The organism is Tatumella sp. UCD-D_suzukii (assembly GCF_000611875.2).
Taxonomy (GTDB): domain Bacteria; phylum Pseudomonadota; class Gammaproteobacteria; order Enterobacterales; family Enterobacteriaceae; genus Tatumella; species Tatumella ptyseos.
The window spans coordinates 370346-393148 of the sequence record NZ_JFJX01000053.1; the positions used below are offsets into that span (position 1 = coordinate 370346).

Consider the following 22803-nt stretch of genomic DNA (forward strand, 5'->3'; position numbering starts at 1 on the left):
CCGGCAGATAAAAGTTGATAATTTCGAGATCTATATTCGAAAAAATTGAATGAGTCAGGGGCAGGGAAAGGTGTCCTGTCATAACAGCGCTTCATGAGTATGTTACAATCATGCACTGTCGCAGACAGACGGACATTTCCTGCCTGCTGATGCAGGGCCCGGGTCATTTTGTCATATAAAATCAAGGTAACGCATTATTATGTCATCTCAGGATTTCTCACCGCTTTCATCGCTGTTCAGCAGAACGGAACCGCTCATGTTGCGGGATCGCCAGAAAATCAGGCGTCGTCTGACCGGTGCCGAAAAGGTGAAGAACCCGCAGGCGCGTGCTGAAATAACCAGTAAGATTGAACAGGATATTGCTGAGGCAGAAACGCGCCTGGCGCTCCGTCTGGCTTCGGCCCCGAAAGAGATTGAATTTCCGGATAACCTGCCGGTCAGCCAGAAGCAGCAGGAAATTGCAGAGGCCATCAGTAACCACCAGGTCGTGATCATTGCCGGTGAAACCGGGTCCGGTAAAACCACACAGATCCCGAAAATCTGTCTGGCCCTTGGCCGGGGAAACCGCGGCCTGATTGGTCATACCCAGCCGCGCCGTCTGGCGGCCCGGACGGTGGCTACCCGTATCGCCGAAGAGATGAAGAGTCCGCTGGGCGATGTTGTCGGTTATAAAGTCAGGTTTAATGACCAGGTCAGTGATAACAGCCGTATTAAACTGATGACCGACGGGATACTGCTGGCGGAGATCCAGCAGGACAGGCTGCTGTTGCAATATGACACCCTGATCATCGATGAAGCCCATGAACGCAGCCTGAATATTGACTTCCTGCTCGGGTATCTGCGTGAACTGCTGCCCCGCAGGCCTGACCTGAAAGTCATTATTACCTCGGCGACGATCGATCCGCAGCGCTTTTCGCGTCACTTTAATCATGCACCGGTCATTGAAGTGTCCGGGCGTACGTATCCGGTAGAGGTCCGTTACCGGCCGGTCACTGAAGATTCCAGTGACGGCGATCGCGATCAGTTGCAGGCTATTTTTGACGCGGTCGATGAACTGATGCGTGAACCTGCCGGTGATATCCTGATTTTTATGAGCGGTGAACGGGAAATCCGTGATACGGCCGACGCTCTTAACCGCAGAGAGTTACGTCATACCGAAGTGCTACCGCTGTATGCCCGCTTGTCCAATACCGAGCAGAACCGGGTGTTCCAGTCGCACAGCGGACGTCGTATTGTCCTGGCGACTAACGTTGCGGAAACCTCCCTGACGGTCCCCGGAATTAAATATGTGATCGACCCCGGCACTGCGCGGATCAGTCGTTACAGTTACCGGACCAAAGTACAACGCCTGCCCATTGAGCCGGTGTCTCAGGCATCCGCCAACCAGCGAAAAGGGCGATGTGGCAGGGTCTCGGAAGGGATTTGTATCCGGCTGTATTCTGAAGAGGACTTCCTGAACCGTCCGGAGTTTACAGACCCGGAAATCCTGCGAACGAATCTGGCGTCGGTCATTCTGCAGATGACCGCACTGGGTCTGGGAGATATCGCGGCGTTTCCTTTCGTGGAAGCCCCGGATAAGCGTCATATCCAGGATGGTGTCCGTTTGCTGGAAGAACTTGGCGGGATCCTGCCGACGGCAGGCGGAGAGGTTAAACTGACGGATCTGGGCCGTGAACTGGCCCGCTTGCCGGTCGACCCGCGGCTTGCCCGCATGGTACTCGCGGCACAACAGTTTGGTTGTGTACGTGAAGTCATGATTATCACCGCCGCCTTATCCATTCAGGACCCGCGGGAGCGACCCTCAGATAAAAAACAGGCGTCTGATGAAAAGCACCAGCGCTTTGCGGATAAAGAATCCGACTTCCTGGCCTGGGTTAATCTTTGGAATTATCTGCAGGAACAGCAGCAACTGCTGTCAGGTAATCAGTTCCGCCGTCAGTGTAAAGCCGACTATCTGAATTATCTGCGGGTACGTGAGTGGCAGGATATCTATACCCAGTTACGTCAGGTAGTTAAAGAATTACGCCTGCCGGTCAACAGTGAACCGGCACCGTATCGTGAAGTTCACAGTGCGCTGTTGTGCGGCCTGCTTTCCCATGTCGGTCAGAAAGATGTAGAAAAACAGGAATTCACCGGCGCCCGTAATGCACGGTTCTCAATCTTCCCGGGGTCCGGCTTATTCAAAAAGCCCCCGAAGTGGGTGATAGTGGCCGAACTGGTGGAAACCAGCCGTCTCTGGGGACGCGTTGCTGCGAAAATCGATCCGGAGTGGATTGAACCGCTGGCTAAACATCTGCTGAAATATCATTACAGTGAACCGCACTGGGAGAAATCTCAGGGGGCGGTGATGGCAACGGAAAAAGTCACGCTCTACGGACTGCCAGTGATTGCCGGGCGTAAAGTCAATTACGGTAAAATTGATCCGCAGGTCTCACGTGAACTCTTTATCCGTCATGCGCTGGTGGAAGGTGACTGGCAGAGTCGCCACGCATTTTTACGCAATAACCGTAAGCTGCTGAATGAAGTAGAGGATCTTGAGCATAAGTCACGACGCAGAGACATTCTGGTCGATGATGAAACCCTGTTTACCTTCTATGACCAGCGTATCGGCCACGATGTTGTCTCGGCGCGTCATTTTGACCAGTGGTGGAAGCAGACCAGTCGTGAACAACCTGAGTTGCTCAATTTTGATAAGCAGATGCTGATCAAAGAAGGTGCTGCGCAGATCAGTGCGCTGGATTACCCGAACTTCTGGCATCAGGATAACCTGAAGCTGCGTCTCAGTTATCAGTTTGAGCCCGGGGCCGATGCCGATGGCGTTACCGTCTATGTTCCCTTGCCCTTGCTGAATCAGGTCAGTGACCGCGGTTTTGAATGGCAGATCCCCGGCATCCGCCGTGAGCTGGTGATCGCATTAATCAAATCGCTGGCCAAACCGTTACGCCGTAACTTTGTACCTGCACCGAACTATGCAGATGCCTTTCTGCAACGGGTGACCGACAGCAGCCAGCCGCTGACAGATGCCCTGGAACGCGAGTTCAGACGAATGACCGGGGTCACCGTCAGCCGGGAGGACTGGCAATGGAATGCGGTGCCCGATCATCTGAAAATCACATTCCGTATAGTGGATGAAAACAATAAGAAGCTGGCGGAAGGCAAAGATTTAACGGCCCTGAAAACTGCGCTGAAGGAGAAAGTGCAGGAGACGCTCTCGGATGTGGCTGATGATGGTGTGGAACAGCAGGGGCTGCACGTGTGGAGCTTCGGCGACCTGCCACAAAGCTATCAGCAAAAGCGGGGCACTTATCAGTTGCAAGCCTGGCCTGCGCTGGTGGATGAGAAAGACAGTGTGGCTATTCGTTTGTTTGACAGCCAGGCAGAACAGCAGAAAAGCATGTGGCGGGGCCAGCGCCGTTTGTTGTGGCTGAACATTCCGTCACCGGTTAAGTACCTGCATGAGAAGCTGCCGAATAAATCAAAACTCGGACTTTACTTTAACCCTTACGGGAAAGTGCCGGAGCTGATCGATGACTGTATCTCCTGCGGCATCGATAAACTGATGGCTGAGCATGGCGGCCCTGCATGGACTGAACAGGATTTTACCCGTCTGAAAGATATTATCCGCGGCGGATTGAATGAAACGGTGGTGTCCATTGCCATCCAGGTCGAACAAATCCTGACAGCGGTGTTCCGGATCAATAAGCGACTGAAAGGAAAAGTGGATATGAGCCAGGCGCTGGCACTGTCAGATATCAAGGCGCAGATGAGCGGCCTTATCTACCGGGGCTTTGTGACCGGTAATGGCTGGCAGCGGCTGGCGGACACTCTGCGCTATCTGCAGGCCATTGAGCGACGACTGGACAAGCTGCCGGTCGACCCGCACAGTGATCGGGCGCGTATGCTGAAGGTTCAGCATATCGGACAGGCCTGGGAGCAATGGCGTAGTAAGCTACCGCCTAAGCACCGGGACGATGAGGATGTTATGGCGATACGCTGGATGCTGGAAGAACTCAGAGTCAGTCTGTTTGCCCAGCAACTGGGTACCCCGTATCCGGTGTCGGAAAAGCGCATACAGCAGGCGATGGAACAGAAGGAACTCTGAAGGCTAAGGAGAGGGCAGCGGTAACCTTTACCGCTGCCCTGCGGCATTTACGGGATTTGAGGGCTAATCGTGTAAAAAACCACGATAATTAGATAACATCCTGTTTTATATGTTAAAAACCACCCACATAATGGTTTTAATGATCCAACTTTGCCCGGGGTTTTTGAGTATACTTGCTGCTGAGAGGTAAAGAGGTGGTTTTGTAAGTAGACCTGTGTTAGTTCCAGACACTTTTTGAGATTTCCGTTTTTTCAGCCATCAACCGGTATTCTTCCGGCGTCAGATTATTCAGGGATTCATGAGGTCGTTCGCGGTTATATTCCGTCAGCCACCGATCTGTGATCTCCCGTACTTCATTCATTGTTCTGAACAGATAAAAATCGAGTATTTCAGTCCTGTATGTCCGGTTAAATCGTTCAATAAAAGCATTCTGAGTGGGTTTGGCCGGCTGAATAAAATCCAGTTGTACACCATGATCGTCAGCCCACTGAGCCACTGCCAGTGAGATAAATGCCGGACCATTATCCATCCTCAGTTTCAGCGGATAACCACGCGTAGCTACGATTCTGTCCAGTACACGAACAACGCGTTGTGCCGGAATATTCAGGTCAATTTCTATTGCAAGTGCTTCACGGTAAGAGTCATCCAGCACATTGAATGTCCTGAAACGTCTGCCACTGACCAGAGCATCGTGCATGAAATCAATCGACCAGCTCTGGTTTATTGCCTCTGGTGTCGCCAACCGTGCCGGATTACGTACCGGCAAACGTTGCTTTCCTTTACGTCTGAAATTCAGTTTCAGCAGGCAGTAAATCCGGTGAACCCGCTTATGATTCCATACATGGCCTTGCCGGCGAATGACCTGAAAAAGCTTCTTAAAATCGTATCGCGGATAACGCTCAGCGAGTTCTGTGAGGACTTCAATGACAGCGTCATTACGCCGTGTATCCGGTTTGTAGAAAAATACCGTCCTGCTCAGTGATAATGTCCTGCATGCCTGACGTGTGCTCATTGTAAACTGCGAAATAAGATAATGGGCGAGCTCACGCTTTATCACTGGTTTTAAAGCTTTTTTTCGATAACGTCTTTAAGGGCACGGCATTCCAGACTCAGATCAGCGAACATCTGTTTGAGACGTCGGTTCTCTTCTTCCAGGTCCTTGATTTTTTCGGATATCAGAAGCTTCCATTCCGCCATATTTTGCTTTCCGGTTATAATAGCTGGCTTCAGAAATTGCAGTCTCGCGGCAGACATCTTTCACCGTTCGACCTGCTTCAACAGACTTCAGAACGGCGATAATCTGGTGTTCAGTAAATCGGGCTTTACGCATAGTGATCTCCTTCAGGAAACATATTCAGTATGTCCGAAGATCTCTAAAAATGAATGGTTCTTTTTGCAGGGATGCTTACAAAACCACCTCCCCAGGTGGTTTTTTCGTTTAACAGTGCAAGAGATTACGCTCATAAATAAAGGATCTCGAGTGGATCAATTAGAGGATCTTCATTTTCTACCTAAAATAGCCTCTCCTGCCATTACCTTATCTAGGGTAAATAAACATTTATCTTTCCAAAAAGAAGCCGTTCTTACAGCCAAGATTGCTAACCGGGCTTTTAAATAATATTCATTGATTTCATCCTGAGTTGGTTCAATAAAAGGAACTCCGCAGATTAATTCAACATTGCTTTTATCAACAAACTTCAGAACTTCTGATGGGTTTTTAGAAAGAGCATATGCCATCGATATATCTAACCCTTCCTGGAAAGACGCAACTCCTAAAAACGGCTCTTTCTTCAACTCAGGATATAAATCAACCCAGCGATTTCCTCCTTCAGACATATACCTAGATACATCATCATACTCATCATCTGAAATGTTCACGCTATTTTTGTTTTTTATAGCTGCACCCACTTTCTCAAAAACAACCGATTCTCTATTCAAGCTCGCATTTGAAAAACAGGGGAAAAACAGTATAAATAAAATTGCATAGATCCACTTCATTTTACAATCAACTCACTATCACCGCTATCAGCTATTTTTTTTCTAACATCCAACGACGCAAGAATGCAGCCGTTTGAAGCCGTTCCACGCCCATTATCGCCATGAATAAGGAAGCCTGCACGGCCACACATGGCATTCCCGGCATATGGTGTTAATCGGAGAACAAATCGACCAGCAGTCGGATGCTTAGCCATGGGACTACCTATTTTATACTTCCCTCTTGGTAATGGCCCTTTATTTACTTCACACTCTAATGAAGGATCATCTTTATAACCAGGAGCACCTGCATACATCGACTTAAATTTAATAATACCATTTTGTGTAAACGTCTTTTTTCTTACGTCATAAACCCAGGTCATAAAACCTCCGTAAAATGGTGCAGTTACGCGCCATTCATTTAAATCCCTTTAAGATCTTTCTTTCCATGAATTCGAGTGCTGGATATTTCCATCACAATATTTCCACGTGATTTTTTCATATCTCAGCGTCACCGACTCTAGGTGATTCATATTCTCAATGGATTTAATGTTGTGCATTAGCGGGTTGACAGATACAACCTTTACTCCCTCAAGGAGCATTAAAATATTCTTCTTCCTGTCCCGCGTGATTGATGCGATACCACTTGATTTCTGCGCTCTTGAGCGTTTGGCCGGAGGAAACCGCCTTGTACAGATACGGACTGGACGAATCAAACTCCTTCTCAAACTCCAGTGTACTGTGCACCCTTGTTCCGTTCAGCTTTCCCGTATGGCTGTCGGTGGGGATGCTCAGCCCGTGCATAAAACTCAGCACCTCAATGCTTCCCTCCCTGTCCTGGACGTCAACAGAACCCTTGATATCTGCGCCGCCGTCATCCTTTAGCCAGAGATACGCTGGAATAGCCATAATTTTTCTTCACTCCGTGTGGTTAGAATAGATCCACACAGATAGTACATTGATGCAGGTTGACCATAAATTGACCTGCATCAATTGATTTACCACAACATAACGTTTATCCCAGCGATGGTCCGTCATACGTTTGCTGCCGCTGTGAACGTTCCAGTTCCAGCGTTTTCTGATCCGCCAGCACCCGCTCGTGCTGACGCCGCTGTTCTTCGGCATTCAGCCTTTCGACAACCGGCGCAGCTGCTCGCTCAAACTCTGCACCTGCCTGCTCAAGCCCGATACGCGATCGTTCAGTACCGCGTTCTCCCGTTGCATAAGACCAGACATCGTCCGCCATTCCGCGAAGGCGCTCTCCCACTCGTCCAGCCTTTTTGAGTAGTCCTGCTGTAGCTGCTCTAATGGGCTCAGCAATTGTTTTTCCAGCCCCGTAATGTGCTATTTCCCCGCTTCCGGGTTCACCCGTACGCAGCGACGCCTGCTGTCCCCGCACGTCGAAAGCTGTACGCCTTTGTTCCTCTCCGACAGCATCGTCTGCGTCTGCTCCCGGATAGTCTCCAGGTTCGAGACGATTCGCTGCCCCTGGTACCACAGTATCCCGCTTTGTAGTGGTCAATATTTTTAGGACACGGACAGAGGTTTTTTTTGCATTTGTCTCTCTTTTTCAACAGGAGATAGTCCGCCGTTATGCCTGTGGGGACGTATTCTGTTGTAATAACCACTCAGATAAAACGAGATGTCTCTTCTGGCTTCTTCAATGCCCCGATAACCCTTTGCCGGCAGCCATTCACTTTTCAGGCTGCGGAATAAACGTTCTGCTACCGAGTTATCCCAGCAGTTTCCTCTCCGGCTCATACTCTGCATTATTCCGTATTGCCGGCACGCATGCTGATAAGTCTGGTTGCTGTATTGTGTTCCCTGATCTGAGTGGAACAGAATACCTGACGGACGCCCGCGGCTTAACCATGCCATTTCCAGCGCTTTCTGTGTAAGCCTGCTGTCTGCTATGACGGATAAAGCCCAGCCCACGACCTTCCTCGCGTACAGGTCCAGAACGACTGCCAGATAAGACCATCTCTGCGCTGTTTTAATAAAGGTAATATCACCGCACCAGACTTTGTTTGGTTCTGCCACATCGAAGCGGCGGGCCAGCTCATTTCGTGCAATAAGTGAAGCTTTATCCCGGACTCGATAACGATGTCTGCAGGGCTGATGGCTGACAAGCCCGGCCTCGCGCATCAACCAGGCCGCTTTATAGCGGCCAGCCTGCAGACCTTCCTGCAGGAGCAGGGATGACAGCGTACGTGCCCCGGCAGAGCCACGGCTCATCTGATGCAGTTCAGTGGCTCTCTGACGCAGGACGTCACGCTCCGTAGTCCCTTTATTCTGTTGTTTTCTGTGGTAGTAATACTGACTCCGGTGCACGCCCAGCAACGCGAAGAGTTCTTTTATGCTGTACGGCCCGCTTAATGCGGTGATGAGCTTCAGGGTTTTATGGCGTCCGAGATCAGCAAAGCCGTAGCTTTTTTTAATATTTCTTTATCCCGTTCCAGCCGGTGAATCCGTTCCTCAAGCTGGCGAATACGCTGCTGTCAGCGGGACAGCCGATGGAGAAATCATTATCCCCGGAGCTGTGATGCCGCCATTGCGTTCTGAGCGGAGTTGCTTCACCCAGCGTCGTATTGCAGAGGAGCCTGCGTCAGTAGCTTTACAGGCCTCTGACACGGTATAGCCATGGTCAGGAACAAGCTCAGCACATTCACGCTTAAATTCAGGAGTAAATTGTCTTCCACTCATAAGTCACCTCTCTTGATAGCGAAGTTATAATCTGTGAGCGTGTCCGAAGCTATTAGGCCACTACACTTAGGCCCGCGATAAGCAGCACGGACACCACCGTGATGGTCAGCCACGTCCGGCCCACCATGCGCAGCACGTTCAGCCTGTTCGACCGCATGGCTGAGGTCATACCCTGCTCGTGGGCGCTGATGGCGGCGCTGATTCTCTTCGCGCTTTCGTTCAGTTCCGCTTTTACAGACTGCTCGTGCTCGCTGAACGCGATTTTCAGCATCCAGGCGGTAATCTTCTTCCTGCGCCTGTCGCATCAGATTTGCCATCACGGCCGGATGCCAGAATCTTTTTTTGACGACGATCGGCGTTTTCTTTGGCTTTCGCATTCGCTCTCTTTCGGGAACGCCGGACGGCAAGGAAATTTTTCCGGGGCGGGGCGGGGTTGGACAAGCGCCAGCGCGTCAGGGCTTTGCCCTTAGCGGGTTTCGGGGCGTAGCCCTGAACCAGTCACAGCGTTTACGCTGTGTATACTGGCTTAATATATTAAGGCGAAGTGGGAATTCAGGAAAGTGCTTCATGTGGCAGAGGAAAAATGCGGGCACTAGAGCGAAAGAGGAGTATGCAGAAACGGGTGAAATGACGCCTCCTCGCTCATTCGCTCACTGACGTTCGGTCATGAGACTGCGGCGGGCGTTACAGACTTACGAATAATGGGATAAAGCGATGGCGCTCAAACAGGGAAAAACCAAAAAAAAAGATGCGGCGCTGCCGTTTTTCCATAGGCTCCGCCTCCCCTGACGAGCATCCCGAAATGGACGCTTCAAGTCAGAGGAGGGCGAAACCCGACAGGACTTAAAGATGCCGGTGATTTCTCTCCGGCGGCTCCCTCTTGCGCTCTCCTGTTGCCATCATGCGGTTATCGGTGTCTCTCCGCTGTTAAAGGCCGTGTATTCTCATACCACGCCTGACACTCGATTCCGTTTAGAGGGGGTTGAGGGCTAATCGTGTAAAAAACCTTTACTGACTCAATTCCTGAAGCTTGTCATAGAATGAAGTGACCGCGATGGCACGGTTGTCAGCACGGTAGCGGTCTTTGGCCGCGGGAGCCGAACTCTGTACCGCAATAATCTGCCAGCCATTATCGGTCTTTAACAGCAACGGTGACCCACTGTCACCGGGTAGCGTATCACAGCGGTGTGACAGTACCGCTTTCTGTGACCAGCCGGTGACCTGACAGCCCTGATGTGCATACAGATTATCCAGATGATCTGCCGGATAGCCTGCCTGTGTGACTTTATTACCGTCTTCTTTTAAGGCTGCAATCAGGTCTGAGCGGCTACCGGAAAACAGCGGAATAGGGGTAATGACGGACGGCGGATTACGGATAATGATGATGCCGTAATCATAAGGTGCGGCAGAAGGGGGTACAATCCAGCCATCACCATCCGCTTTCAGTTTGCCCGCCAGCATAGGCTCTACACGGGCATCAATATCATGAATTTCATAACGCCAGCCATCAGAAAACGCCATAAAACGGATAGCGACCGGCGGGTCGAATTTACCGGGCGGCGTCAGCAGGCAGTGACCGGCGGTCAGGGCAATATGCGGTGAAATCAGAGTGGCTGTACAGACATTACCGCTGTCGGTTTCCACCTGGCCGATAGCATCCCAGGGCGCGGAGGCGACATCGGTGATTTCTTTACGGTGATCTTTACCAAAAAATAAGGTTTTTATTTCGCTGGCGTTGGGTGTGTCATCATCATCATCAGCGTGAACCTGCACACTGAAACAAAAAGCACTTAAAATAATTACAGTCAGCAGGCGCATAATTCTCTCAATGGCGGGAGTCTGTAGGTTAAAGATTGCGGTAAGGAAAGTAATATAGTCGTTACAGTGGAAAAAAGGGAGAGATACTGAGTAGTTACCGGATACTAAATAAAAAAGCTGGCAGCGATGATGCCGCAAATGATTACGCTGATCAGAATGATTTCGAAGCGATAACGACGTACCATGCGGGTTACTCCGGTAAAAAACACCCGGAGAACCGGGTGTTTTAATCACTTTGACGCGTGCTCAGGAAATTCCTGACGTGTCAGGTACTGATTTTAAATTAGTGAGCAGCTTTCTTAGCTACTTTTTTGTGGTGGTGCTTTTTAGCAGCCTGAGCTTTCTGAGCAACAGCTTTCTTAGCTACTTTTTTGTGGTGATGCTTTTTAGCAGCCTGAGCTTTCTGTTCAGCAGCTTTCTTAGCTACTTTTTTGTGGTGATGTTTTTTAGCAGCCTGTGCTTTCTGCTCAGCAGCTTTTTTGTGGTGCTTACGGTGTTTGTGTTTATGTTTGTGAGCAACGTGCTTAGCAGGAGCTTCAGTTTTTGCCGGAGCAGCAGTGGTTGCAGCTGCAGGTGCAGGTGCAGTAGTGGTGGTGTCTGCAGCGAATGCTGCTGAAGACAGACCCATAGCAGCGGCAACTACCAGTGCAAATAATTTTTTCATTGCAAATTCCTCGAATTCATTTTCATTTATTAGCCCACTGCGGGGCCGGTAAAATCACTATATGAGAATAAATCGGGGGCGTCCGTTGGTGAATGGTATCCTTGTGTAACCGAATGTACAGTCGCGATAAGAAAGGAAAAAAACGCGCCGGCGGCCGGAAAAAATAACCGCCGGACAGAGGGTTAGCTGCAATAGCGTTGCTCAAGATGCTGGCGGAAAAAGGCCGGGTTCAGGGTCTGACCGGTCGCTTTTGTCAGCAGTTCGTCAGTCGTCAGTAAACTTCCGTACTGCCAGATGTGGTCGTTCAGCCAGCCGGAAATATTTTGCAGATTTCCGCGGGCGATCTCTTCGGAAATGGCCGGGAGTTGTTGTTTCGCCGCCGCAAATAACTGGGCTGCATACATGGCACCCAGCGTATAGGTCGGGAAATACCCGAAAGCACCATCGGTCCAGTGAATATCCTGCATGCAACCTTCCCGGTAATTACCGCGGGTATCCAGCCCCAGGTAGTGGTGCATCTTTTCATCCCACAGGGACGGGATATCTTCCACCTCAATCTCACCTTCAATCAGGGCCTTTTCGATATCGTAACGCAGCATAACATGCGCAGGATAACTGACTTCGTCGGCATCGACGCGGATAAACCCGGGTTTCACCTGCTGTGCCAGTGCCACAAAGTTGTCTTTTTCCAGGGCAGGTTGCGACCCGAAGATAGCCTCAACCTGCGGCTGAATAAATTCCAGGAATTCGCGGCTGCGGCCCAACTGCATTTCCATAAACAGGCTCTGTGACTCATGGATAGCGGTAGACCGGGCCAGGCCGGCGGGTTGTCCTGCCCACTGTTTTGGCAGATTCTGCTCATAACGGGCATGTCCGGTTTCATGGATCACTCCCATCAGGGCACTCAGTAAGTGCTGTTCATCATATCGCGTGGTGATCCTGACATCTTCAGGAACACCGCCGCAAAACGGATGGGCACTGATATCCAGCCTGCCATGATTAAAATCGAAGCCCAGAGTCTGCATGACTTGCAAGCCGAGCTGTTTCTGTAACGGGGGCGGGAACGTCCCGGTCGGGGTTCGTGGCCGAGTAGCCGATTGTTTTTCCACCACGCGGGTTAATAACGCCGGCAGCCACTGTTTCAGGTCATTAAAGACAGAGTCCAGTTGCTGGCTATCCATGCCAGGTTCATAAAGATCCAGCAGAGCATCATAGCGTGACGTGCCATTGGCTGTTGCGCGGATATCGGCTTCCTGGCGCGACAGGCGAACTACCTCACGCAGGTTTTCTGAAAACCCCTGCCAGTCGTTTGCCTGACGCTGGGTTCGCCAGGCATGCTCACAACGCATACCGGCGATAGATTTTGCTTCGACTAATTCTGCCGGTAGCAGAACCGCCTGTTGCCACTGACGGGTCATCTCCTGCAGGTTGGCACGTTCATCCGGCGTCAGGGGCAGGTCGGCGGCGGCCCGCAACAGGTCACCGTTTTCTTTATCGGTCAGCAACTGATGCTGTAATAAGCTCAGTTCTGCTAAGGCTTCACCGCGGGCTTCACTTCCGCCTGCGGGCATCATGGTTTGCATATCCCAGCCAGCGATTGCCGACAGGTGACCGAAGCGGGAGAGGCGACGAAAGCGCTGGCACAGTCGGGTATAGGCATTATTCATTTCAGTTTCCTTTTAAATGTACTGTGGGTGGCGCCAGCGGGGCGGGTTGTGTGGCGGGCCAGCAGAACCGTACCGAGGCACCCCCCAGAGGACTGCTATCGATGGTCACCGTTCCGCGGAAGGCCTGAGCGATAGAGTAAACAATGGCCAGGCCCAGTCCGCACCCGCCGGTTGCCCTGTCTCTGCTCGGGTCCAGCCGGACAAAAGGTTCAAAGACATGCTCGCGTTCTTCGGGGGGAATGCCGGGGCCGTCATCTTCTACCTGCATCATTCCCATCGTGCCATCAAACCACAGACTGACACGTAACCGGCGTACGGAATAACGTAGCCCGTTATTGACCAGATTATCCAGCACACGCTCCATCAGGCGTAAGTCGGCGTATCCCTGGTTTTCCTGTTGCGGTATATCCAGCTCCAGGGTATGTTCCGGGTGGAGCGAGCGTACATCATCGATGCGCTCGGTCAGCCAGTGGGCCAGGTCGATATGCTGTACCTTCATATCGACTTTTGGCCGGTCCAGCCGGGCGTAGGTCAGCAGTTCTTCTATTAATCCTTCCAGCTGGCTGATATCACGGTTCAGAGCAGCCGCTTCGTTTTCTGTCAGATTATCACTCATCTCCAGCCGGTAGCGCAGCCGGACTAACGGAGTTCTTAATTCATGGGCAATACCGTCAATCAGCTGTTTTTTACTGGCAACCAGGATCTTAATATTGTCTGCCATCTGGTTAAAGGCAATGCCTAACCGGTAAAGACTGGAAGTGTTATCAAAGTGGGTACGGGAGTCGAGATCCCCCTGACCAAAGCGTTGTGCAGCGCGTTCCAGTTTCTGCATTTCTTTCCAGTGCGGCCGCATCCAGATAAATACCGGCAGGGCCAGTGACATGCCGATAAACGCCAGCAATGCAATATCCAGCAGCCGCATCTGGTGCAGATAGAAAAGGTACGGGATCGGGCCGACAGACAGCACGTAATGGCTGCGAGGAATATGTTGCAGGAAGGTGTACTGATCATCCAGCGCCACAATTTCCCCGGCACGAAGCCGGCGCATATTCTCAGGTGTCAGGGTATAGCGACTCATCGGCTCAATGTGCAGCTTAAACGACAAATTGAGATCCAGATTATCAATGGTCTTATTCCAGTCGTGAGGCGGAATTTCACGCAACTCAGTACGCATTAAATAGAGAGAGCTGGCCATCAGGTCATTCATGGACTGACGACCGGCGCGCTCTGCAGTCATTTTATAGACCAGCCCGACCAGTAAGGTCATCACCAGGAAACAGGCAAAAAGCAGAAGATAAAACTGGATAAACAATTTCTTCATTCTGAGTGAGTATCCCAGGCCTGAGGGGCGAACAAATATCCTTTATTACGGATGGTCTTGATGCGAAAAGGTTCGGTCGCGTTATCGTGCAGTTTTTTGCGTAACCGCGAAATGGCAACATCGATACTGCGATCCATGCCGTCATAACTGACCCCCCGTAAGGTTTTCAGCAAAGCATCACGGTTAAGGATTTTACCGGCATGGCTGGCCAGCTCCCACAGTAAATCGAAGTCGGCTGTGGAAAGGGGGATTTGCTCATCAGCAAGGGTGACTTCACGGTTTAGCATATCTATGGTCAGTGTCCCGAAACGGATAAGCCTCGCCGGGGCCGAACCGAGAGAATGTTCCTCTATGGAACTGTTCTGCTGGGATTGACGTAAATGCAGACGTAACCGGGCCAGCAGTACAGCGGGCGGGGTGGTCTTGAGGATATAGTCATTGGCGCCCATCTCCAGCGCCAGAATATGGTTCATATCACTGTCCAGTGATGTCAGCAATACAATCGGCCCGTTCCAGCGGGTACGTAAATCCCGGCACAGCGTCATACCATCTTTTCCGGGTAACATAATATCCAGCATTACCAGGTCAGGCTGCTCTGAAATAATCGTTTCCTCAGCCCGGTCGCCTCGTGTCTCGACAACTACGTCAAAATCATGTTTTCCCAGGTAAGCTGCGATCAATTCGCCCACTTCAGGTTCATCTTCTACGTAAACTAGTTTATTCATAATTAACAATAATTATTTATATTTAACATGTAAATAACCTGCCTCGATAATATCTGATACGTTAGCACGAAAAAGGTACCTGTTGCTGGTGCATTCCCTACATAATGTGCCATTATTATTTCAGCTATCTGAGTTACCGAAGGATCGATTCTACAAGGGGGTTGAGTGTCTGATGATAAATTAGCCTCGGGCATACATAATCAATGCATCTGTTTTAATTACAGCGATTACCTCTCTTCATCCTGTAAAAAACAGTGGAGTTTTGTCGATGCAATATATGGTGTGTTACCTGTTTTCGGGATAGTGACACGTAAAACGCTGCGTAATGATCCTCTGATAACGGATGCCGATCTCTTTAAAGAGATGGCCCTGCAAATTATTTCAACTCAGGTTAGCGATGAAATCAATATCGCCAGGCTGATTGCACTCGCAGAACAACAGAAAATTGTGAGTTTTGATATTCAGTTGCCTTACCCGCTCTCTGAAGAGCAAATCGCCGGAATTTATAAAGAGTACCGTAAACCGTTGACACTCAGACAGTCGGGAGATTGTCTGAGTATCGTGCTGCCCTGAATCTCTTCTTGCCGGCCTTTTCAGGCCAGCAACTGCATAATGCCTGTGCCCAGCGCAGAAAGCAGCAGGAGGGTCATCAGACACTTATCCGTACGTGTCAGCGGAAGCCTTTCCGGGGCGGTGTAACGGGCAATCATAAACAGAAATAATCCCGGTGCATATAGCATCAGCGACATAATCAGGTTGACAGGCCCGGAGGCATACAGCAGCCATACTCCATAGATGGAGGCTCCGATGCCGGTGATCAGTGCCGCGGAAATTTTACGACCTGCCGTCTTAACCAGAAACAGTCCGACCAGCAGGTACGGAACCAGAACCATCTCTGAGGCGATATTCAGCAGATTATTATAATCCGCATGGGTTAACCCGATAATCAGCAGGCAGACCTGAACACTGCCGTTGGTCAGCCAGAGCGACCCGGAAGGGGCATTATGGCGATTCTGACGGGCAATAATCCGCGGAAAGGAATCCGTCCGGGCGGCCAGGAAAGGTATTTCTGCGGCCATAATGGTCCAGCTCAGATAGGCACCCGAAACAGAAAGTACCAGTCCGGTGACAATAATCACCGTCCCCCAGTGACCAATCATTGCAGATAACAGCCCGGCCATGGAGGGGTTGTGCATCTCCGCCAGCTGCGTACGCGGCACTATCCCCAGCGATAACAGTGTTACCAGCAGATAAACCAGCAGGGCAGCCAGTACGGCCCAGAGCGTTGCCCGACCGACATCCCGACGGTGACTGGCGCGGGCAGAAATCACCACTGCACCTTCTACCCCGATAAAGACCCACAGGGTGATCAGCATCGTTTGTTTTACCTGCGACCAGAGAGGGACGCCCAGGCTGATCCCGCGGAAATCATGGATAAAGTTCTCAAACCGGAAGGAAAATATGGCCAGTACCACAAACAGACAGAGCGGGATCAGTTTTCCGAGCGTTGCGAGCAGGTTAATGCTGGCCGCAGTCTGAACGCCCCGCAAGACCAGAAAATGTACCAGCCACAATAATAATGAGGCCCCGGCAATGGCAGGCCAGGTATTTCCCACGCCAAAGATAATATGGCCCGGACTGTCAGTGAAGAAACTGAGGGCCGAAAAAACGATCACTAAATAGGACACATTGGCAATAACGGCACACAGCCAGTATCCCCATGCTGAACAGAAGCCGATGACCTCGCCGAAGCCGGCACGGGCATAGGTATAAATACCGCCATCAAGGTCGGGGCGCATACGGCTGAGTAATAGCATCGCCAGTGCCAGAAAGAGGATACCGGCACCGGTTATCAGCCATCCGCAGAGTAACGCGGCAGGTCCGGCGACAGCGGCCATATTTTGCGGCAGGCTGAAGACACCGGCCCCCAGCATTGAGCTCAGTACCAGGGCTGTTAATGCGCCAAACCCTAATTTTTTTTCTGACATGACGTTCCTGATTAAAATAGTACTTATTATCCCGTTTCACGGAATAAAGCAGAAGAAGCTACTGGCGAATAAAATCTATATGAAATATATCACCAGATGCGGCCGGGCCGTGATTTTACGGAGTGGGGCAAGGGAACGCAATGCGAAAAAGGATCAAAGCGGGGATTAGCCGCCTCTGCGGGTAACAAATAATTATCCGCAAAGACGGCTAAGGCATTATTTAAACAGTTCTGCAGTAACGGTCAGGTTACCGCCGCTCTGGTTCTGCCATTGACGGGTGATATGGTAGAACTTCGCGCCTTTATCAGCGGCGAGACGTCCGATAGCATCAGAAATTTCAGTCGGTGTCCCGAAGTGCCCTGTGGTTGTCACAGTAGCGAACGGTGTCATCTGTGCTGCAGTCAGCGCGCTGAGATCCTGAACGGTCCGGCCATCCGGCAAGGTGACAGTGTAACGTTGTCCGGTGGATGACTGAGTTTCAAAGAAACGGCCGATACTTCTGTCCGGGGTATCGGAAGAGGCAACGCCCGGGATCTGGACATTCTTAGCCGCACTACCGCCCGCGGCTAATGCCGCTTTACCGGCTTCTGAATTGGCCGGAATGGCATCCGGGCTCTGGACCTGGCGGGTTTTTGCATCGGCTTTATAGATATAGGCCGTGACATACTGATTACCGCCGTTGTTAGCATCGATCTGGCGCACGATAAAAAACGAAGCAGCGCCTTTCTCTTTTGCAGCACGGCTAATGGCATCCACCACATCCGGCTGGTTTGGGAAGTAGCCGCTGACAGTGACCGTATCGTAAGGGATCAGGCGGTATGCGACCTTTTTAGGTAACTGCTGAACGCCGTTAATGGTACGGAAAGTGGTTTTTTTCGGGACGGGGGCGGCATTACTGTGATAAAGCGCAGCGGTCACCCGCCAGTTACCGCTGTTTCCGGTGGCATCACTCACACCTTCCACATAGAACGCTGCTGCACCTAATTCATCAGCGCGTCTGGAAATGGCATCACTGGCATCGCCCAGTGAATTAAAATGGCCGATGATATTAATCCGGGTAAATGGCTCCAACTGAGCGGCTTTTTCCGGAGTGAGTACCTGAGCTGCGAAAGCATTGACTGTCGTTACAGAGAAAAGCGCCGCAACTAAAAAAGTTTTCTTTAAATTCATAAACAAATAATCCTTTCCCTTACGCCTGAATGAGTCGAAAACATGCCGGATATTAATATTTCGTCTGTTTGCCGACGATTATTACATGTAATAAATGTGCTGTCTCAGTCAATTTAGTGATTACGCCGGACACACATCAATGGTTCAGTCGCGGGGCAGAGCATATCCCCTTACCGCAAAGGAGAATACTACGGCAAAGTGATCATCTGATGAATATAAAGAGCTTCTCTGCGGGAACAGAGAAGCTGGCAGGAGGAATTAATGTTCAGACGGAGGGCCGTTTTTTGCTTCCGGGCTGACGAAGTCATCGGGTTTAATAACCAGCAGGTCGCAGCGGAGATGATCGATGACCTGTTCGGCAGTATTGCCAAGGAAGGCGGCAGAAAGTCCGGTTCGTCCGAGCGACCCGAGAACCACCACACCGGCATCCAGCTGAGCTGCTATCGCCGGGATGACCTCTTCAGGGTCACCTTTTTCCACGTGGGTGAATTCATCTCCGATAGAAAACTGCTGACGCAAGGCTTTCATCGCAATCAGATGCTGGCCGCGGATGGCTTCATTGTACGTTTCAGGATCAAAATCAGGCAGTTCAATAGCAATATTGACCGGTGTTAACGGATAAGCCCCGACAAGATGGACTTCCGTATGGTTGACCATGTCCGCCAGCTGCTGGCTTTCCCGGACCAGTTTCTGATTCAGGGAATCGTGGTGGGGCTCATCGCTGGAAAGATTGACCGCCACCAAAGCTTTACCGCCATCCGGCCAGGGTTGATCTTTGACCATCCAGACCGGCCCCGGACATTTCCGCAGCAGATGCCAGTCTGTCGGTGTAAAAATAACAGACTCCAGACGATCATGCTGATGTGCCATTTTCAGGACTAAATCGTGCCGGTGTTCCAGCACCTCATCGATAATCGCCTCATGCGGGCGGTTATGCCAGACGACTTTGATTTCGATGTTCACACCGGCGTCAAGGTAGGCTTTCGCCTGCTGGCGTATCCATTCACTGCGTTGATTAATGACGCCCTGCCGCATACTGGTACGCTCATCCGGGGAAAGCAACGTCGTCATTTCATAGGAAAAGTCGTAGATGGGCAGAAAGGCTTTGATTTTTCCGCCGATACGCTGATTAAGATACACCGCCCGCCTTAACGCCGGTTGATCGTCCTGCTCCGGGTCAATAGCGACCAACACATTCTGATAGAGGGACATACTGACATCTCCACGGAAAACCTTTGATTGACTAAAGATAGCCTAAGTTAATCCCACGGAGAAGAAAAGTTATTACAGTGCGTGGCCATCCGAGCCACCACTGTAATACGGCAGAGAAGAACTCCTGCTTAATTACAGGGAGCCGTCTGGCCCGCCAGCTCGGTCAGCATCGCATGATTTTCAATCGTGATATATTTTCCTTTCACGGCGAGCATACCGCTTTTCTGGAAACGTCCCAGCAACCGGCTGATCGTTTCAACGGTCAGTCCAAGATAATTGCCGATATCTCCGCGGGTCATCGTTAAACGAAATTCACGTTGAGAGAAACCACGCTGGGCGAAACGGCGGGCAAGATTCCAGATAAAAGCCGCCAGACGTTCTTCGGCACTCTTTTTCGATAACAGCAGGATCATGTCCTGGTCACTTTTGATTTCCCCGCTCATCAGACGCATCATCTGCTGACGCAGGGCCGGCATTTTCCCTGACAGATCATCGAGGGTTTCGAAGGGGATTTCACAGACCATGGACGTTTCCAGTGCCTGAGCGAAGCTCGGGTGATGACTGGTAATAATAGCATCGAAACCCACTAAATCACCGGCCAGGTGAAACCCGGTGATTTGTTCATCACCCTGTTCGGTGATCGTGTAACTTTTCAGCGTACCGGACCGAATGGCATAAAGTGATTTTAGTTCGTCACCCGCTTTGAAAAGTGACTGGCCTTTCTGGATAGGTTTTTTACGCTCAATGATGTTATCCAGCTGGTCAAGCTCATGTTCATTCAGAGTAAAAGGGATACACAACTGATTGATACTGCAATCCTGACAATGGATTGCGCAACCGCCAGATTGAACCCGGCGAATAATCCTTTTTTCTGGAATCATAATTCAGCTCCGGTAGTAATTAACTGACAGGGATTTTGACATTTTTCGCGAAGAAAAACAGGTTTATAGTGGTCTGTTACTAAAATATTTTAAATTTTCAACAGAGGATTTCAAAATGTTTCATGAATTCATCAGGTTATTTATCGGCAACAGTATAAACTAAATTGTCTTACCGGGTTTAGCAGAGAGAGACATTATCCTCAATCGGGAGCAGATTCAGAATTTAACCAGGCTTGCCGGTGATGAAAATTTCCCCGGTGGGGCAGAAAGGGCGGCTGATTGAGATAACCGCCCCCGTTCCGGCGGGCGGAAAGGGATGATGAACCACGATCACTCTTAAGCGTTTAAGAAGACAACGGGGAATGTTAATTCGATGAATATGATAATACTCCGTCTTCATTACGTTCGGTCAGCCGGATCCCGCCCTTCAGCTTTTGCAGGCAGCCTGCCGTTCAGCTGTGAAATTGAGTACCACTCAATGTTTTATGCAATGGCCGGAATATGTAGCTTACTGAAATGACAGAGATTCAGGAGCCGCCCGGGGCTGTAGTCTCTTATGGCAGGGTAATGTTATGTTCCACTCCGTCATATTGAAAAAACAGGGAAGTGAAAACAGGGGGAGCGTTTACGCAAAGACGGCAGACGTTATCTGTACCAACAGAGAACACATAAAAGCCTCAGCAATGTTAATTATGTTATGACATTAATTATTATGCAACGCAGTCTCTGCGTCACTGACTTTGTGCACATTTCCTGTCGGATGCGGAAGGCGTAAGCCTTAAGCCGCGGGGTGTGGTGTGATAATACTACCGGAATCATCAGACGTGAATACCGGTTTTTTGTTAGCCACAGTGAAGTTTCGCTACGATGGTAACTTTAGCGGTGTACCCAGGTTGCTTTTCAGGCCAATCCGGCAAACACTTAAACGGGTTAACCAGATAAAGGAGCCAACATGAGTGGAAAGTATGAGGTCTTTCAGGGGAAAGATCAGCAATATTATTTCCGACTGAAAGCTGCGAATGGTGAAATTATCCTCAGCAGTGAGGGGTACACGACGAAGAGCGCGTGTCATCACGGGATTGCTTCGGTTCAGAAACACAGTCCCGATGACCACAATTATCAACACCTGACGGCTAAAAATGGCGAGCCTTATTTTACGTTGCGTTCGGCAAATCATCAGGTAATCGGACGGAGTGAGCTTTATAGCTCCACGGCCGCGCGGGATAAAGGCATTGAGTCGGTGAAAAAAAACGGGCCGGGGAGTCCAGTCACTGAACTTCCGGCCCGTTGAGCTGCTGAGCATCCCCGGGGTCCCGGGGATAGTTTCAGAAGTTAGAACGTAATTGCGGATATTTCCGCAGGCTGTAAAGACACCACAGCAGGCTGACGGCACCGAAGGCCGCACCGACATAACCGACCGCGGACATTCCCACATGGGCGCTGACCTGATTACCAATCAGCGCGCCGGCACCAATACCGATATTATAAATACCTGACATCAGAGACATGGCTACATCCGTCGCATCCGGGGCCAGAGACAAGACCCTTACCTGCATCGCCAGGTTAATCGACATCATCGCTATTCCCCAGACAATACACAGCAGGCTTATTTCACCCGGATGGGTCGCGGTTAGCCACAACAGGCCCATACAGAGTGTAATGGCTGCGATAGCACCGGCAAGTAACGCGGAAGGCAGTCGTTTACCCAGAGCACTGAACAGCACACTCCCGAAGATCCCCGCGCCTCCGAACAGCAATAACAGCAGGGTGGTAAAGTTTTCATCCTGGTGGGCTATCTGCTGCATAAAAGGCTCAATATAGCTGTAAGCCGTATAATGCGCAGTCACTACCAGAGTGACCAGCAAATACATGCTCAGCAGGGCCGGGCGACGACACAGTTCCGGCAGACTTTTCAGGGAGCCGGTGTGTTCGCTGTTCATTTTCGGCAGCAGTCTGGCCAGCATGATCATCAGTACAAACGAGGCCACCCCGATCAGCCCGAAGGTGGTACGCCAGCCCATGGTCTGACCGATAATCCGTCCCAGCGGTACGCCCAGAACCATCGCCAGTGCCGTCCCGGTCGCAATCATGCTCAGTGCCTGGGTCTTTTTGCCCGGCGGGGCAATACGGATGGCCAGAGAGGCGTTGATCGACCAGAAGACCGCATGGGTGATAGCTATCCCGATCCTGGAAACCAGTAAGGTATTAAAGCTCCAGGCGAAGGCGGACAGAATATGACTGGCGATGAAAATCACCAGTAAGCCGACCAGCAGGATCCTGCGTTCAATATTGCGGGTCACCAGCATCAGAGGCAACGAAAGCAAGGCCACACACCATGCGTAAATCGTCAGCATGATCCCGACATCCGCCGTTTTCATATTGAAGCTGGAAGCTATATCGGACAGGAGTCCCACAGGGACAAATTCCGTGGTATTAAAAATGAAGGCTGCAATAGCCATCAGAAGAACCCGTAACCAGGCAACTTTCCTGGAGGTGTTAGCCGGGTTTTCATGCATTGTTGGCGAATCTGCTGTCATAAAAAATGCTTTTTCCCTTAGCTGTTGAGTGATCTGCATCA

17 protein-coding genes and 3 pseudogenes are annotated in these 22803 nt (G+C 50.7%); 3 read left to right on the top strand and 17 right to left on the bottom strand.

Going from position 1 to position 22803, the window contains the following annotated elements:
• The first annotated feature begins 199 nt into the window (after nt 1-199).
• Complete coding sequence (gene hrpA, locus CG67_RS11650; protein ID WP_025903123.1) at nt 200-4102, top strand: ATP-dependent RNA helicase HrpA; 3903 nt, start codon at nt 200-202, stop codon at nt 4100-4102.
• A gap of 217 nt (nt 4103-4319) precedes the next feature.
• Here hrpA and CG67_RS11655 read toward each other — a convergent pair.
• From CG67_RS11655 to rstA, 12 genes and pseudogenes are all read right to left on the bottom strand, one after another.
• Nucleotides 4320-5432: pseudogene (locus CG67_RS11655) on the bottom strand (IS3 family transposase).
• A 170-nt stretch (nt 5433-5602) separates the two neighbouring features.
• Complete coding sequence (locus CG67_RS17840) at nt 5603-6100, bottom strand: hypothetical protein (protein WP_051546390.1); 498 nt, start codon at nt 6098-6100, stop codon at nt 5603-5605.
• Nucleotides 6097-6459, bottom strand: a complete 363-nt coding sequence (locus tag CG67_RS11670) for a tlde1 domain-containing protein (RefSeq protein ID WP_025903126.1) — start codon at nt 6457-6459, stop codon at nt 6097-6099. Before CG67_RS11670 ends, CG67_RS17840 begins: the two co-directional genes overlap by 4 nt.
• 48 nt (nt 6460-6507) lie before the next feature.
• Nucleotides 6508-6985: pseudogene (locus tag CG67_RS11675) on the bottom strand (Hcp family type VI secretion system effector).
• 216 nt (nt 6986-7201) lie between these two features.
• A complete protein-coding gene (locus tag CG67_RS17540; protein ID WP_074011200.1) occupies nt 7202-7417 on the bottom strand; it encodes an MbeD family mobilization/exclusion protein in 216 nt (71 codons plus the stop codon).
• Between the two features lie 186 nt (nt 7418-7603).
• Nucleotides 7604-8779, bottom strand: a pseudogene (locus CG67_RS11685) (IS3 family transposase).
• 52 nt (nt 8780-8831) lie between these two features.
• The gene (locus tag CG67_RS11690) at nt 8832-9050 is read right to left on the bottom strand and encodes an MbeB family mobilization protein (protein WP_371190694.1); all 219 of its coding nucleotides are present in this window, start codon (nt 9048-9050) and stop codon (nt 8832-8834) included.
• A 737-nt stretch (nt 9051-9787) separates the two neighbouring features.
• Nucleotides 9788-10597: a serine protease gene (locus tag CG67_RS11695; RefSeq protein WP_025903129.1), complete on the bottom strand. Its 810-nt coding sequence runs from the start codon at nt 10595-10597 to the stop codon at nt 9788-9790.
• A gap of 283 nt (nt 10598-10880) precedes the next feature.
• Nucleotides 10881-11261, bottom strand: coding sequence for an acid resistance repetitive basic protein Asr (asr, locus tag CG67_RS11700; RefSeq protein WP_025903130.1), 381 nt, complete (start codon nt 11259-11261; stop codon nt 10881-10883).
• 182 nt (nt 11262-11443) lie between these two features.
• Nucleotides 11444-12928 carry a carboxypeptidase M32 gene (locus CG67_RS11705; RefSeq protein WP_025903131.1) on the bottom strand — a complete coding sequence of 495 codons (1485 nt, stop codon included), beginning with the start codon at nt 12926-12928 and terminating at the stop codon, nt 11444-11446.
• 1 nt (nt 12929) lies between these two features.
• Nucleotides 12930-14249 carry a two-component system sensor histidine kinase RstB gene (gene rstB / locus CG67_RS11710; RefSeq protein ID WP_025903132.1) on the bottom strand — a complete coding sequence of 440 codons (1320 nt, stop codon included), beginning with the start codon at nt 14247-14249 and terminating at the stop codon, nt 12930-12932.
• Nucleotides 14246-14974 (bottom strand): two-component system response regulator RstA, encoded by a 729-nt coding sequence (rstA, locus tag CG67_RS11715; RefSeq protein ID WP_025903133.1) that lies wholly within the window; start codon nt 14972-14974, stop codon nt 14246-14248. The genes rstB and rstA overlap by 4 nt, the downstream gene beginning before the upstream one ends.
• Nucleotides 14975-15139: 165 nt before the next feature.
• On the opposite strand from rstA, the gene CG67_RS11720 reads away from it, so the two are divergent.
• On the top strand, nt 15140-15547 hold the full coding sequence (locus CG67_RS11720) for a hypothetical protein (protein WP_025903134.1): 408 nt from the start codon (nt 15140-15142) through the stop codon (nt 15545-15547).
• Between the two features lie 20 nt (nt 15548-15567).
• On the opposite strand, the gene CG67_RS11725 is transcribed toward CG67_RS11720, so the two are convergent.
• From CG67_RS11725 to CG67_RS11740, 4 genes are all read right to left on the bottom strand, one after another.
• Nucleotides 15568-16962, bottom strand: a complete 1395-nt coding sequence (locus CG67_RS11725) for a basic amino acid/polyamine antiporter (protein ID WP_025903135.1) — start codon at nt 16960-16962, stop codon at nt 15568-15570.
• A gap of 216 nt (nt 16963-17178) precedes the next feature.
• Nucleotides 17179-18132 carry a DUF1471 family protein YdgH gene (gene ydgH / locus CG67_RS11730; RefSeq protein ID WP_025903136.1) on the bottom strand — a complete coding sequence of 318 codons (954 nt, stop codon included), beginning with the start codon at nt 18130-18132 and terminating at the stop codon, nt 17179-17181.
• Nucleotides 18133-18390: 258 nt separating this feature from the next.
• Complete coding sequence (gene uspE / locus CG67_RS11735; protein WP_025903137.1) at nt 18391-19344, bottom strand: universal stress protein UspE; 954 nt, start codon at nt 19342-19344, stop codon at nt 18391-18393.
• Nucleotides 19345-19472: 128 nt separating this feature from the next.
• Nucleotides 19473-20225: an FNR family transcription factor gene (locus CG67_RS11740; RefSeq protein WP_025903138.1), complete on the bottom strand. Its 753-nt coding sequence runs from the start codon at nt 20223-20225 to the stop codon at nt 19473-19475.
• A gap of 952 nt (nt 20226-21177) precedes the next feature.
• Between CG67_RS11740 and CG67_RS11745 the strand changes: the two genes are divergently transcribed.
• Nucleotides 21178-21516: a YegP family protein gene (locus tag CG67_RS11745; RefSeq protein ID WP_025903139.1), complete on the top strand. Its 339-nt coding sequence runs from the start codon at nt 21178-21180 to the stop codon at nt 21514-21516.
• A gap of 34 nt (nt 21517-21550) precedes the next feature.
• Here the strand turns inward: CG67_RS11745 and CG67_RS11750 are convergent, their stop codons facing one another.
• On the bottom strand, nt 21551-22762 hold the full coding sequence (locus CG67_RS11750; RefSeq protein ID WP_276971226.1) for a sugar transporter: 1212 nt from the start codon (nt 22760-22762) through the stop codon (nt 21551-21553).
• Nucleotides 22763-22803 lie beyond the last annotated feature (41 nt).